General features: G+C 40.7%; 10 protein-coding genes. 3 read left to right on the top strand and 7 right to left on the bottom strand.

Features of this window, described 5'->3' with window-relative positions; translation table 11 throughout:
* Positions 1 to 16: 16 nt before the first annotated feature.
* Positions 17 to 1,318 carry an IPT/TIG domain-containing protein gene (locus DVR12_RS21310; RefSeq protein WP_116977832.1) on the top strand — a complete coding sequence of 434 codons (1,302 nt, stop codon included), beginning with the start codon at positions 17 to 19 and terminating at the stop codon, positions 1,316 to 1,318.
* 86 nt (positions 1,319 to 1,404) lie between these two features.
* Here DVR12_RS21310 and DVR12_RS21305 read toward each other — a convergent pair whose 3' ends face one another.
* Entirely contained in the window at positions 1,405 to 2,577 is a 1,173-nt protein-coding gene (locus DVR12_RS21305; protein ID WP_116977831.1) for an MFS transporter, read from the bottom strand.
* 115 nt (positions 2,578 to 2,692) lie between these two features.
* On the opposite strand from DVR12_RS21305, the gene DVR12_RS21300 reads away from it, so the two are divergent.
* On the top strand, positions 2,693 to 3,697 hold the full coding sequence (locus tag DVR12_RS21300; protein WP_116977830.1) for an MBL fold metallo-hydrolase: 1,005 nt from the start codon (positions 2,693 to 2,695) through the stop codon (positions 3,695 to 3,697).
* Here the strand turns inward: DVR12_RS21300 and DVR12_RS21295 are convergent.
* Complete coding sequence (locus DVR12_RS21295; protein WP_116977829.1) at positions 3,694 to 4,524, bottom strand: class I SAM-dependent methyltransferase; 831 nt, start codon at positions 4,522 to 4,524, stop codon at positions 3,694 to 3,696. The genes DVR12_RS21300 and DVR12_RS21295 overlap by 4 nt on opposite strands.
* 109 nt (positions 4,525 to 4,633) lie before the next feature.
* Here DVR12_RS21295 and acnA point away from each other — a divergent pair, with 109 nt between their 5' ends.
* A complete protein-coding gene (acnA, locus tag DVR12_RS21290) occupies positions 4,634 to 7,360 on the top strand; it encodes an aconitate hydratase AcnA (protein WP_199417168.1) in 2,727 nt (908 codons plus the stop codon).
* Positions 7,361 to 7,498: 138 nt separating this feature from the next.
* Here the strand turns inward: acnA and DVR12_RS21285 are convergent, their stop codons facing one another.
* From DVR12_RS21285 to DVR12_RS21265, 5 genes are all read right to left on the bottom strand, one after another.
* Complete coding sequence (locus tag DVR12_RS21285) at positions 7,499 to 7,786, bottom strand: hypothetical protein (protein WP_116977827.1); 288 nt, start codon at positions 7,784 to 7,786, stop codon at positions 7,499 to 7,501.
* Between the two features lie 26 nt (positions 7,787 to 7,812).
* The gene (locus DVR12_RS21280) at positions 7,813 to 8,025 is read right to left on the bottom strand and encodes a hypothetical protein (protein ID WP_116977826.1); all 213 of its coding nucleotides are present in this window, start codon (positions 8,023 to 8,025) and stop codon (positions 7,813 to 7,815) included.
* 114 nt (positions 8,026 to 8,139) lie between these two features.
* Positions 8,140 to 10,389 (bottom strand): cation:proton antiporter domain-containing protein, encoded by a 2,250-nt coding sequence (locus DVR12_RS21275; protein WP_116977825.1) that lies wholly within the window; start codon positions 10,387 to 10,389, stop codon positions 8,140 to 8,142.
* Between the two features lie 133 nt (positions 10,390 to 10,522).
* A complete protein-coding gene (locus DVR12_RS21270) occupies positions 10,523 to 11,302 on the bottom strand; it encodes a response regulator transcription factor (RefSeq protein ID WP_116977824.1) in 780 nt (259 codons plus the stop codon).
* Positions 11,284 to 14,436, bottom strand: a complete 3,153-nt coding sequence (locus DVR12_RS21265; protein WP_116977823.1) for a ligand-binding sensor domain-containing protein — start codon at positions 14,434 to 14,436, stop codon at positions 11,284 to 11,286. Before DVR12_RS21265 ends, DVR12_RS21270 begins: the two co-directional genes overlap by 19 nt.
* Positions 14,437 to 14,597 lie beyond the last annotated feature (161 nt).

Genomic DNA, 14,597 nt, shown 5'->3' with positions numbered 1-14,597 from the left:
TAATCAAATTTCTACGATGATCAGATTATTTAATTCATATATCATAACTGGTGTATTGGCAGTTGCGCTTTTCACCGGTTGCGGAAAAGATAAGGATCTGGCACATGCTGCCGGAGAGCCAATGAGTATAAGTGAATATCTTCCGGCGGTTGGTGGTTGGGGCACCGAAATACTTATTACCGGGAATAATTTTTCTTCCGATACTTCTCAGATTTCGGTTACTGTCAATGGTAAACGCTGCACGATTGTAAATTCCAATACAAAGCAGATCATGGCCATAATACCTAAGAGATGCGGATCAGGAAAGGTGGTGGTAACAATTGGTAAAGACAGTGTTGTTAGCAGTACAGATTATACCTACATATATACGAGCAGGGTTACAACCATTGCCGGTAACGGTAAGGCAGGATTTGCCAATGGAGCAGGTAAAGACGCGATGTTTGATTTTAGCGGACAATACTGGTATCGGAGTTTAGGTATTGTAACTGATGATAAAGGCAATATTTATATAGCAGATCCCGGAAATCACTGTATCAGAAGGATTGATAATACAGGGATGGTAACCGTACTTGCTGGAAATCCCGGAACTTCCGGATATCAGGAAGGGAGTGGAGCTTCTGCCTTGTTTAGTTTACCATACGGGTTAGCAATGGGTAAGGATGGTAATATTTATGTTACTGATCCGGGTAATTGGGATATACGAAAAGTTACACCTGAAGGGCAGGCAACAACTATAGGTTGGGGCAATGGAAGTCCCTGGGGTATTACAGCCGATTTAAGGAATGGAGATCTGTACTATACTGCCTGTGAATCCGGAAAGGTTTTTAATCTTACCAAAGGAAATACGGAGGTAGCTGGTAACTTATCATATCCTGCTGGTATTGCCTGTGATAATAGCGGTAACCTGTTTGTTTCCTGTAATGGAGATCACGTAATCAGAAAGCTGCAGGCAGATACATATGATAATTCGATTATTGCGGGTCAACAAGGGGTAGCTGGTTATGCAAATGGCCCTGGAACCCAGGCTAAATTTGCAAATCCATGGGGGCTGGCTGTCGATAACGATGGAAATCTTTATGTTGCAGGTAATGGAACCTGGGATGGAAGTCTGTATAGCCCTGATCAGAGTATTCGTTATATCGAGGCTAATACCTGGCTGGTGAAGACGCTGGCAGGTAGTAATACGGCAGGTTATACGGAGGGTATTGGAGAGGCAGCAGCCTTTAGCAGCCCTACTGGCGTAACTGTAGATAAAAACGGTGTGGCATATGTTATTGATAAAAACAATAACTGTGTACGTAAAATTGTAACTGAGTAGTGTTAAAAATCAAGCATAGATTCTAATAAAATAAGCGAAGGTCATTCCTGATCTTCGCTTATTAATTTTTTAGGTTGATGATTTTTTTAGGTTGATGATTTTTCAACTTTTTTCAGGCCCGGAGCCATCAGTACTATCATTGCTCCGCAAATTGCCATTAAGGTAAATGCAACTCTCAGACTGGTTGCTTGCGCAATAAACCCAATAAATGGAGGTACAAGCAGAAATCCAAGGTAGCCAATCGTGGAAATAGCCGCAAGTGTTTGACCACTGTTTGTATTTTTTGATTTACCTGCCAGACTGAATATTAGCGGTACCACACAGGCAACGCCTAATCCTGTAAAAATAAATCCGATACCTGCAGTAACCGCATATGGTAATGCTGCCGATAATAATAAACCTATTAAAATAAGCCAGCCACTGTATAGTAATATAGGTTGGATTCCCCACCGCTTAACCAATTTATCACCTGCGAACCGTCCGGTGGTCATGGCTGCCATATATATGGCAAATGCCGCCACTGATACCGCTTTACCGCTTCCTACTATCTTCTCAAAATATAAGCTACTCCAATCATACATTACATTTTCGGTAGCCATGCAAGCAAAACAAATCAGACTGTAACGAAGCAGCGATTTATCGGGCAATGAAAAAGCAGGCTTTTTTACAAGTTGTTTTACAGGCTCATCAGGATATGTTTTAGGATAATAGTAAATAGTAAATACCAGAAGCAATAAACTAACGGTGAATAAATGCCAGGAGGGTGCAACATTCATCGATACCATCAAATACCCGATAGCAGCTCCCGTACATCCGGCTATGCTCCAGATACCATGAAAGGTGGTCATGATAGACCGTGGAAATAAACGCTGTACCTGCACCGCCTGCGCATTGGCAGATAAATTCAGCAGGTTACGTGTTGATCCAAAGCAAAATAAGATGAGCGCCAATTGCCAGGCACTGGTTGTAAATCCGGGTAAACTTAGCACCACATTAAAAGCCATGGCACCCAGGATCATAATCTTGCGGCTGCTGTAGTTACCTAACAACAGGCCCGTAACGGGCATGGTCAGCATTAAACCAATTGGTAGCGCAAACAGTATTCCGCCTAATTGCGCATCATTAAGATGCAACTGATGTTGAATGGATGGAATCCGGGAGGCCCATGACGAATAGCCCAATCCCGAAATAAAGAAAAAAACAGAAGTAGCGATACGGTATTCCCTGGCAGCCGCTTCGTTGTGAATATCTGCTAACATGCGGTTAGATATGAGGGCCACAAAATTAATAAATATTAATTTCAAGTAACCTATTAAAATATTTCAGCTATCTATTCGTCCTCTCTATCAGCAAAAGACTTCTTAACTTTAAAATATGGATCAAAAGTCAACTTCTGATAGAATAAAACACTCTCTGCACTTCCAAAACGGGGCATTTAGAAATTTGTCTGTAACCCCAATGAAGCCAGAGAATGTTACATATATAGACATGCTCAAAAGGAGCTTAAACAGACCTTCTGATGTAAAACCTGGTTTCCCCTTACCAGTTGTAAAAACCGACTTGCATACACTAAAAGCGGATGCTCCAACCATTGTATGGTTTGGCCATTCTTCCTACTTTATTAAAGTACATGATTTCACAATCCTTGTAGACCCCGTGTTTAGCGGTAGTGCAGCCCCCTTTAGCTTCATGATCAAGGCATTTCCTGGCACCAACACCTACCGGGCTTCTGATATGCCGGAAATTGATATGCTGATTATTACACATAATCATTATGATCATCTCGATAAAAAAACGTTGGCCCAGCTTTCAGGAAAGGTAAAATCTGTTTACACTCCTTTAGGCGTTGCTAAAGATTTAATCGATGCTTTCAGCGCAGACATAATTACAGAAATGGATTGGTGGGAAAGTAATCAGGTACAGGATGAGATTAATATCACCGCCACACCGGCAAGGCATTTCTCGGGTCGGGGATTAAAACGTGGTGGTAGCCTCTGGGCTTCCTTTGTACTCAGGATTTTTGGCTATAATCTCTTCCTGGGAGGAGATTCGGGCTACGACTCTCATTTTAAAGAGATTGGGAATAAATACGGGCCATTCGACCTGGTTATCCTGGAAAACGGGCAATACAATGAATATTGGCCATATATACACATGATGCCTGAAGAAACTGTGGAAGCGGCGATCGACCTACAAGCAAAAGCACTACTACCCGTTCACTGGGGTAAATTTGCATTGTCTGTCCATCCCTGGAACGAATCGCCGGAACGGGTTACCAGAGCTGCAGCTGAAAAACATTTACTGGTTACTACTCCCAAAATAGGACAACCCGTAATAGTAGGTTCCAATTATCCACAGGATGCCTGGTGGAGGATCTAAAGATAAAAGCTTATTAATTCAAGGCCTCCTTCTCCATCCACCGGAAAATGGGTTGACTGGCTATACAATTTTTCCAGTAGGTGAATGGAAGCTCTATTGATGGAGGTTGCATGCAGCGACTTTAGTATTGCATTCATTTGATGCCTGCTAAATACTTTAAGTGGTTCAGGTAAATTTGATGCAAGCATATTTAACACGCCTTCATGGATTGCCTGTTGTGCCTTCGGTACTTCTTCAACAGAAAGTGTATAATCCAGCATCACCAGATTCATGTGCCGGGGGCTTTGAAACAGTTGCATAACTTTTGAAAAAGCCTCTGAACTGATATAGTGAATTATACCTTCAAATACTATTATTACAGGTGATGTTGGGTCATATCCATTGTTTATAAGTGAACTCCAAAGCAGTGATGTATCCGTAATATCGCAAGGTGCAAAATGAATAAGGTTTTGTTCGGGAAGAATTGTATCATAGATAGCCCGTTTTTCCGCGATATATCCATTATCAACTTCTATAATATTTCTCAACTGTGGATAATTTTCCAATAAATAGAGTGATAATGGGTCTAACCCCGACCCCAGGATCACAATTTGTTGAATTGGATGCAGAGATAATGCCTCATTCAGTAAGTGTCGTATTCCTAACTTTCTTAACTTAATAATCTCAATAAACGGTGGATAGTGTAATTTCAGTTCATACAACAGTCGGCTGGTTTCACTAAAATCTATTGCATCAATATACTGTTGTTGTAATGCAGTGTTGTATAATGGTAATGCTGCTTCTAATACAAGCCGGCTGGTGGCACGTACTTTGAGTTTTGGGATCATTTTATAATGCTTTGCTATAAAGCTAGGATATAGGGGTGCTGAGAACTAGCAGCCTCAATAAACAAAATGCCACTGGCAGTGTTTTTTTAATGTCTTCAACTCCGATATTATGCAGCCAAAAATCGCTTTATTAAGCAAATTAGAACAAGAAGGAAAGCAAATTTCTCGCTTACCATTCTCCATCAGAATTCTTTTGGAAAATGTGCTTCGAAACAAAGACAACTTCGCTATCACCGAAGAACACGTCGAAACACTTGTCAACTGGTTGCCTGAAGGCACCGACAAAGAAATTCCGTTTAAACCGGCAAGAGTATTAATGCAGGATTTTACAGGTGTACCCGCCGTAGTGGACCTTGCTTCTATCAGAGCTGAAGTTGTGCGCAAAGGAAAAAATGGAGCAGCCATCAACCCGGCTATTCCGGTAGATCTGGTTGTAGACCACTCCGTACAGGTCGATTTCTTTGGTACCGACTACTCCTACAAAAAAAATGTTGCTTACGAATATGAGCGTAACAAAGAACGATACCAACTGCTAAAATGGGCACAGCAGGCATTTGGGAACTTTACTGTAGTGCCACCGGGAATGGGTATATGTCACCAGGTCAACCTCGAATACCTGGCCCAGGGAGTAATCAGCCGGGATGGCTGGCTTTTTCCCGATACATTGGTGGGAACAGATTCCCACACACCAATGGTAAACGGTATAGGTGTTCTGGGTTGGGGCGTTGGTGGTATTGAAGCGGAAGCAGCAATCCTGGGGCAACCTATTTATTTTACCTGTCCGCAAGTCATCGGTCTTAAACTCACGGGCCGGCTCACGGAAGGGGTTACTGCCACCGACATGGTACTGGCTATCACCGAGCTACTTAGAAAATACGGCGTGGTGGATAAATTTGTGGAAGTCTTTGGAGATGGACTCGATCATCTGACCGTTCCAGACAGAGCTACTATATCGAATATGTCGCCCGAATTTGGCTGTACGGTCACTTATTTCCCAATAGATGATCAAACATTGCAATACATGCGGCGAACAAACCGGCCTGCCGAGTTAATATCGCTGGTCGAATCCTATTGCCGTGAGAATATGCTATGGCGTACCGGTAAAGAACAAATTACCTATTCAGATATTCTGGAGTTAGATCTCAACAAAGTACAGGCTGCAGTAGCCGGACCAAAACGGCCACAGGACAGAATCCTGGTGAAAGACCTGAACAATGAATTCGAAACACTGCTGGGAAAAGAATTCAAAAGAATGTATACACCGGAAGGAAAACGCCGCGATACTGCATGGCTTTCAGAAGGAGGTTCGGGTACTACATTCACTTATGAGATTCAGAAACCACTGGAAGATGTAGCTATAGAAGTAGACTACCTCAAATCTGTTCGTATAAAATTAAAGAATGAAGAATATGTGCTGAGCGATGGCTCTATTGCCATAGCTGCCATTACCAGTTGCACCAATACCTCCAATCCGAGTGTAATGATAGGGGCCGGACTTGTAGCCAGAAAAGCAATTAGCAGAGGACTAAATGTTAAACCCTGGGTAAAAACAAGTTTGGCCCCGGGCTCCAGGGTAGTAACCGATTATCTGCAAAGAGCCGGGCTGCTGGAGGAACTGGCTGCATTACGCTTCCATGTTGTTGGTTATGGTTGTACTTCGTGTATCGGAAACAGTGGTCCTCTTCCTCCTGCGGTTTCAGAAGCTGTAGATAAAGGTAACCTGGTGGTAGCAGCGGTATTATCAGGTAACAGAAACTTTGAAGCCAGAGTACATCCTCAGGTAAAAATGAATTTCCTTGCTTCTCCAATGCTGGTGGTAGCTTATGCCATTGTAGGACGTGTAGATATCGATTTGCTTACTTCTCCACTAGGCTACGATCCGAATGGTGAACCCGTATTCCTGCGCGATATCTGGCCTACCCAGGAAGAAATTAATGCAACTATTCTCAAAGCTGTAAAGCAGGAGGATTTTGAAAATGCCTACAGCGTGATCTTTGATGGCGATGAACAATGGAAAGGATTATTGGCACCTACCGGTGAAAACTATCATTGGAGCAACGATTCTACCTATATTCGTGAAGCTCCTTTCTTTAACGGAATCTCCAATAAGTTGACCGACCCCCATGATATTATTGCTGCCAGAGTACTTTTGAAATTAGGGGATTCGGTTACTACAGATCATATTTCTCCGGCTGGTTCTTTCAAAGCGGATACTCCGGCAGGTAAGTACCTGCTGGATCATGGTATCGATTCCAGAATGTTTAATTCATATGGCTCGCGTAGAGGGAACCATGAAGTGATGGTGCGTGGTACATTTGCGAATGTGAGGCTGAAAAATGAACTATCGCCTAAAGAAGGTGGCTTTACTACGTTGATGCCTTCGGGTACAGTATTATCGGTTTATGATGCGGCAATGAAATATGCTGAAAGCCAGACTCCTCTTATTATCCTGGCTGGGAAGGAGTATGGTAGTGGGTCATCCCGTGATTGGGCGGCAAAAGGTACTAACCTGTTAGGAGTAAAAGCAATTATAGCAGAGAGTTATGAACGAATTCACCGTAGTAATCTGGTGGGTATGGGTGTTTTACCGTTACAGTATATGGAAGGAGAAAACGCTGAATCACTAAAGTTAACTGGTACTGAAGTATATGATATCACAGGTATTGAAGGTGGTTTTACTCCGGGTAAAATTCTGAAAGTAAAGGCTAGTCCTGCTGCTGGTACTCCGATTGAGTTTGATGTAAAATGTAAACTGAATAGTGAAATTGAAATTGAGTATTATCTGAACGGAGGTATTTTACAGTATGTGCTTAGGGAGTTTTTAAAGAAAGCGTAAATGAGTTGAGGTTACAGGAATGAAAAATAACCCTCAATTTGGTCGCTGGAAAATTATACATTTAATTCATTAGTTTCAAAAAGAGCTTATAGTATTTATTTATGCTATAAGCTCTTACTACTGAGAAGGTGAAAGTATTTACTTATGTCCTTTGATAGCTTCCAGTTTATCCTGAATATCTTGATTGGCATTATAAGGTGTCCAGCTTTCAATTCTTTTTAATCCACCTTTAACATCTCTCAATTCTCCTTTTACTTCATTCAATTCTCCTTTTACTTCATTTAATTCTCCTTTTACATCATTTAATTCTCCTTTTACATCAGCTAATGACACTTCAATTTTATCAAATCTGTATTCAAATGAATTGACTTTAGTTGTTAGCTCCTGGATGCTTACCATTATGGTATTAAATTGATTTGTAGACATTTTACAGATTTAAAGGTTAACAATTATTATAATATATTTACCAGCAACATTCCTCCTCCTGCCTCAGCTATACTATCAGTTTGAAAATTGGGGTTGTCAAGAATGCCAGGAATACTAATACTGTAAAGTTTGCAAATAAGTATACGTTTTTCATAAAGTTTATTATTAGGTTTACTAACTAAATGTAAAATTATTGTTTCCTGTTTATTTAACCTTGAGTCCTGAACAACTTTTTTCATTAAAATATATTAATGTTGACGCGGGTTTTAATTAGATTTTCATAAAATAAAAAATCGAATAGAATTGATAAAATTCAACTCTATTCGATTTACTTTTTGTTAGTTTAAAACAATTTATTTTACTGGTGCCCTAAACTCTTTTATTCGTTTACGATCACCTACCAGCCAAATAACATCTCCCCATTCAAACACAGTGTCAGATGCCGGATTAAGTATTTTATCATGCCCTCTGGCAATCCCCACCACCAACGCTTTAGTATTCTCACGGATACCAGAATTACGCATTGTCTGGCCTTTTAATCCTGTATACTCGTCAACAAGTATACTCGTTAACCCAACATTGTCGTCCGTTACCGCATTATTCGGAATTACATTCAACGTATCGATTACACGGCCAAATTCCTCGAGTTGCTGTTCTGTTCCAATAACCGTAAGTATATCGTGCGGAAATATTTTTTCATCACGAGTTGGTGCATAAATGGTAACATCTCCACGTTTAATGGCCCCAATATTAATTCCATACTTTTCACGAAGTTCCAGCGACATCAGTGGCTTATCTATTAATGTAGACCATGGATTCACCTCAATTTCGGAAACCTGTGCATCCCATGGCAGCAAATCATGACGCGGTGCTTTACTTGCTGCTGCCGCTGCATCTGCTGTTTCCCTGGCATTAAGATTTGCCAGAAAACGCCGCTCTATACGACTGTAATATTTCTGAAGCTGTGATCTCAATACAATCAACACACAGGCCAATACAATTCCTGTTCCCAGCAATGCCTGCCAGAATGGGAAATACTGATTTACAAGAAATCCTACAAGCAGCACTGCTACCACGTTACGAACTACTTCCACCACCACAAGCGGACCATGATTATATTTAGAATCCAACCACAGCGCTTTATAAGCAGTACTTGAAATTTTCTGGATCATCAATGCCCAGATGAAGGGCGACATCATCGCAATGCCTATCACTACAGACAGTATTCTTGCCAGCCATTCATTCTGAATATACTTCATAACAAACGGCCCGATATAATATACATTGAGTAAAATGATAGCCAGCATAATTACGGTGTTTAATATAATCACCTTAATGTAACTACGCAGTACTATCTTCCAGTCACTATCTGCCTGCAAGGTTTGAGAACTGGCGCTATATCTGTTCAGATTATCAATCCATTTTGCCGGTAATACCCGCTCCAGCCACTCATACAATGGCACAGAATATTTAATCATGTAAGGGGTGGTGAAGGTGGTAATTGCCGACACTCCAACTGCAACCGGGAAGAGGAAGTCGCTGGTTACACCCAACGATAAACCTAGTGTGGCAATGATAAAGGCAAACTCACCCACCTGCGCCATACTCATACCTACCTGCACCGATTGCCTGAGCGTCTGGCCAGATAATAAGGCTCCAACCGAGGTGCTCAGGAACTTACCAACTATTGTCAGGAGCGTTACCCATAATACAGGACCCCAATATTCTCCAATCATTTTAGGATCAATGAGCATCCCTACAGATACAAAGAAAATAGCTCCGAATAAATCCTTTACCGGCTGTATCAGATGCTCCACTTTTTCAGAAACTGTTGTTTCTGCAATAATAGAACCCATAATAAATGCTCCCAATTCAGCAGAGAACCCTACCTGAGTAGCCAGGATTACCATTCCTAAACAAAGCGCAATACTGATAATCAACAGCGTTTCGCTGTTGATATACTTTTCCATTTTCTTTAAAAAGGTAGGTAACAGGAAGATGCCCGCAAGGAACCAGATGGCCAGGAAGAAAGAAAGTTTCAGAATGGTGAAGATCATCTCTGTACCCTGAAACTGACGGCTTACAGCCATTGTAGACAGTAACACCATCATCAGGATTACCACTATATCTTCAATTACCAATACTCCAAATACAATTTTAGTAAAAGGCTTTTTCTTGATACCCAATTCCTCAAAGGCCCTGATAATAATAGTGGTAGATGAACTGGCCAACAAACCACCCAGGAATAAGCTGTCCATCGTTCCCCAGCCCATAAGCTGACCTACATAATATCCTGCGACGGTAATGCAGGCAATTTCTACAAATGCCGTAATAGCAGCGGTGCCTCCCACACGCATTAGCTTCTTAAAACTAAATTCAAGCCCTAATGAAAACAATAGAAATATTACACCGATTTCAGACCAGGTTTTTATTCCTTCGCTGTCGGCGATGGTAGGAAAAAGATGAAAATTCGGTCCGACCATAAAGCCTGCTATGATATATCCCAATACCATAGGCTGCTTTAGCCGCTTAAATAATAAAGTAATAACTCCTGCCGCTCCTAAGATCAACGCCAAGTCAATAATCAATTGTGGTAAATGCATACTGTACTAAAATTCGGTTTAAGGTTTATGGCAGCAACAAACAACCGTACAAATGTTACGGATGCCAAACGAAGGGAATTTGATGGATGTCCGCTAATATATTATTTTTCTCGCGGCCTATCAAGACAAAATTTTAATTTCCTTTATCTGCCTGCATTTGAGCAAGATATCTCGATGGTAGTATACCGAATTGCTTTTGAAAATTTTTACCAAAGTTGGTTAGTGAGGCAAATCCACACAACTCCGCTACTTCATTTATTTTATACGAACCCGTAGCCAGCAGGCTGGCAGCCTTTTTCAGACGGGCTATGTTAATCAGTTCATGGGGAGTAAGATCTGAAATCGCTTTTATTTTTCGGTAAAAAGTCGGTCGGCTCATATTCATAAAATCGGCCAGCTGCTCCACATCCAGCTCCGTACTATCAAGATGTTCCTGTATCTTATCATTTAGCTTTTCAAGAAACTGCTCATCAGCACTGGTATAGGCCATACTCTTCAGATGCACCAACGGAGAGCTTACATAGTACGATTTAAGTTTATTTCTGTTACTCAGCAGATTAGCTATCTGTACCTGCAGATAGGCTGGTGAAAATGGTTTCTCGATATAGGCATCTGCTCCGAGTTCCAATCCTTCAATTTTGGATTGCAGTGTATTACGGGCTGTTAATAAAATTACAGGAATATGACTTGTTTCAAAATCGGATTTGATACTGCTGCATAATTCAAATCCATCCATTTCCGGCATCATAATATCACTGATTACCAGTTGTACAGGATGTTCCCTGATCAGGGATATTGCGGTTTTTCCTTCACGCGCTGTTATAACCCGGTATTTATCTTCCAGGTCTTCTTCAATGAAAGAAAGTATTTCCTCATTATCATCTACCAGTAATATCAGTGGTTTGTTGTCCATTTATTTGAATTATCTGCGGTATCAGGATTGATCGGTAAAGTAAGTGAAAATACATTTAACGTTTCAACCGGTGTAACTAAAACTAATTTACCATTATGTAGCTCCGTCAGTGTTTTGGATAGTGATAACCCAATGCCAGCTCCTGATTCTGAGGCAGTAGCTTTCAGGCGGAAGAACGGCTCAAATATTTTTTCTGCAACTTCTCCAGGTAGGAGATACCCATCATTCTTAACTAAAACTTCAAAGGTAGTATCTCTTTCCCTTATCTGCAACAGATGCAGCGAGGCCTGTGTAGATGCATATTTGATAGCATTGTTCAATAAGTTGCCAATAATCTTGTTCATCGCTTCTGCATCTACATTTGCATAAAAATCAGCATCCGGTAGTTGAATCTGGAAGTCGATATTTTTTTGTTCTGCTGCCGGTGTAAAACGTAAAAATATTTCTCTTAAGAGTTCTGTAATATTTGTATGTGTAAATGATAGGCTGAATCCATGTGTTTCTGTTCTCCGAAAATCTAGTAGCTGAGTGGTAAGATCCAATAACCTGTCTGTATTTCTTTCCATAATCCTCAGATTTTTCTGAATTTGGGGTACTTCCTCAACTCTTTTGATCACCTTTTCCATTGGTCCTTTGATAAGGGTTAGCGGAGTACGGATTTCATGTGCTATATGTGTAAAGAATTCTATTTTGGCCTGATAAACCTCTTTCTCTTTTTCATGTGCCAATCTTTCCATTTCTCTTTTCTGGCGTAAGATGGCGCGTTGATGGTACCATCTTACAATACTATAAATAAGGGCTGTCAGAAGTAGCAGGTACAATGCATATGCCGGATAGCTTAAATAAAAAGGCGGAAGTATTTTAATGTATAGCACCCTCGGAGTTTCGCTCCATTTGCCACTGCTATTGGCTGCCTTCACCATAAAATGATAAACTCCCGGCGCCAGTTTAGTGAAATAGGCTTTTCGGTTGGTAGATAAGTATGTCCACTCTGCATCAAGCCCCTGCATCTTATATGCATAGGCTGTCATTTCCGGTGAGGTATAGCTCAGTGCTGCAAAATCAATACTAAAAGACGACTGATCATGTGCAAGTATAATACTATCTGTTACTGAAATCGATTTTTGAAGGATTTCTCCAATGCCAGCTTCTTTCCCATAAATCTGTAATCCTGTTATATAAACAGGCGGACGGAAATTATTTTCTTTGAACAGGGAAGGATTAAATCGTATCATTCCTTTTACGCTCCCGAAATAAATATTACTACTATCGCGATAGGATGAACTGTAATTGAATTGATCGTTCAATAATCCGTTATCCTTAGTAAATACTGTTGCTGTGCCAATAGCCGGGTTAAAACAAGCCAGCCCTTTGGCTGTGGAAATCCAGAGTTGCTGATTGTTATCTTCTTCAATCCTGAAGATCATGGTACTGTTAAAGCCTTGCTGCGATCCGTAGCGTGTGAAATTGTTGGTGGCAGGGTGAAACAGGCATAATCCATCTTCAGTTCCCAGCCAGATCCGGTGCTGACTATCTTCAAATATATGATTTACCCGATTGTTTGCTAAACTGGTGTTGTCTGTAGAACTATGTGAGAAAACTTTCCTATCGCTGGTCTTTGGATTTAAATAAAAGACACCTTCCTTTGAAGTGCCAAACCAAAGATTGCCTTTACTATCTTCTGTTGCAGCAACATAAAACTGATTTATAGGCAAGCCGGCAACAGGATCGAAATTATCTGCTTCCCGATTATATTTATAGGCTCCAAAACTTGTACAGCAATAGATGTCTTTATTTTTAGTTTGAAGAATATAATAAATGAAATTGCTTTTAAGTTGATGTTCTCCCGCTCCTCCCTCATAATGTTTAACAAATTTACCTGTGCGAATATTCATGACATCAAGTCCATGCTCAAATGTGCCAATCCATAAAGAATCTCCACTTACTAAAACACCATGAATATTCGTATGAGACAGACCGCTACCAGGTTGAATATTTTTAAAGATGCCGGTCTTGGGAGTGTAACTGTTAATACCTCCGTCTTCTGTTCCAATCCATAAATTACCGTATTGATCGGGATGTATTTCCCTTACTGCGTTTCCACTGAGAGAGGGAATGCCTGATTGAGGAAAGAACTTCTCAAACGAAATATATTCTACGGGGAAGTAATTGACACCTCCAAAATAAGTACCGGCCCATATTCCACCTTCCTTATCCCTTAGCAGGCAATACACGGCATTATCTGAGATGGAGTAGGGGGTATGATATTTCTTTTTTAGGTTGATGATTGTGTTATTATTAATATCAAGCAGGTAAATGCCTGATTCTGTTGCTATCCAATATTCCCCATCACTTTTCCTGAGTATATCGCGGGCATAAATTTCATTACCATCCTGGTCGTTTGAGAAGTAGTCCTGGTATTTGCGGGCGCGAATATTAAACAGTTTGATACCTTGTTTGGGAGTGCAGATCCATAATGAGTCTTTACCCTGGGGTACAATTTTCTGAACCCAGTGCGCGCTGGCAGGTTTGGAATGGCTGAATAGGGAGTATTGAGTGAATGATTGAGTAGAGGCATTATATACTGCAATATAGCCATCATTGGAAATTACCCAGATATTATCATCACCGCCCAGGCAAAGGGATACTGCATTGGAAAATCCTTTTATTTTTACCACCTGATCGGTAGCTGGATTATATCTAAAAATCTCACCTGAGGAAGTAAGCCAGATATTCCCTTTTTTGTCTTCTGTAAAAGAGTGAACATCCCCTTTGATGATGGGGCTCAATAGCTTGAATTTCTCGGTTACAGTGGTATAAATATAAGCCCCTGCCTCAGTTCCTACGTAAATCAGGCCATTTTTGCCTTCAAATAAGCATATAATATTATTGTTGCCCAGGCTGTCGGGATGGTCGGATCTCAGATAGGCGTGAAACGTATATCCGTCAAACCGGTTAAGACCATGGAGGGTTCCGAACCACATAAACCCCTGCCTATCCTGTAATGCACAAATTACCGCATTATGAGAAAGCCCATTTTCTACCTGATAATGAACAACATTCTCTGACTGGCTATAAAGTTTATGGGTAAGCAACAATAGAAAAGAAAGTATGGCAAGGCCCAATTTTCTCATGAATGGCTTGATTATCAAAACCTTAAATCTAAATGTTTTCAATGACAATGAGACAATGATACAAAAAGATGAAAGAATGAGATAATTAGACAAACATTTAACCCCAGGAAATCTTTTCTTTGGAGAAATTATTTAAGCGTTCTTTTTACACTTAAATCCAT

Source organism: Chitinophaga silvatica (genome assembly GCF_003419895.1).
Classification (GTDB): domain Bacteria; phylum Bacteroidota; class Bacteroidia; order Chitinophagales; family Chitinophagaceae; genus Chitinophaga; species Chitinophaga silvatica.
This window is presented reverse-complemented; position numbering and strand designations above follow the sequence as displayed.

Bases quoted from the DNA above. Each gene is read 5' to 3' on its own strand.
- DVR12_RS21280 (WP_116977826.1), bottom strand. From the start codon at position 8,025: ATGAAAAAAGTTGTTCAGGACTCAAGGTTAAATAAACAGGAAACAATA.
- DVR12_RS21270 (WP_116977824.1), bottom strand. From the start codon at position 11,302: ATGGACAACAAACCACTGATATTACTGGTAGATGATAATGAGGAAATA.
- DVR12_RS21275 (WP_116977825.1), bottom strand. From the start codon at position 10,389: ATGCATTTACCACAATTGATTATTGACTTGGCGTTGATCTTAGGAGCG.
- DVR12_RS21265 (WP_116977823.1), bottom strand. From the start codon at position 14,436: ATGAGAAAATTGGGCCTTGCCATACTTTCTTTTCTATTGTTGCTTACC.
- acnA (WP_199417168.1), top strand. From the start codon at position 4,634: ATGCAGCCAAAAATCGCTTTATTAAGCAAATTAGAACAAGAAGGAAAG.
- DVR12_RS21300 (WP_116977830.1), top strand. From the start codon at position 2,693: ATGGATCAAAAGTCAACTTCTGATAGAATAAAACACTCTCTGCACTTC.
- DVR12_RS21310 (WP_116977832.1), top strand. From the start codon at position 17: ATGATCAGATTATTTAATTCATATATCATAACTGGTGTATTGGCAGTT.
- DVR12_RS21305 (WP_116977831.1), bottom strand. From the start codon at position 2,577: ATGTTAGCAGATATTCACAACGAAGCGGCTGCCAGGGAATACCGTATC.
- DVR12_RS21295 (WP_116977829.1), bottom strand. From the start codon at position 4,524: ATGATCCCAAAACTCAAAGTACGTGCCACCAGCCGGCTTGTATTAGAA.
- DVR12_RS21285 (WP_116977827.1), bottom strand. From the start codon at position 7,786: ATGTCTACAAATCAATTTAATACCATAATGGTAAGCATCCAGGAGCTA.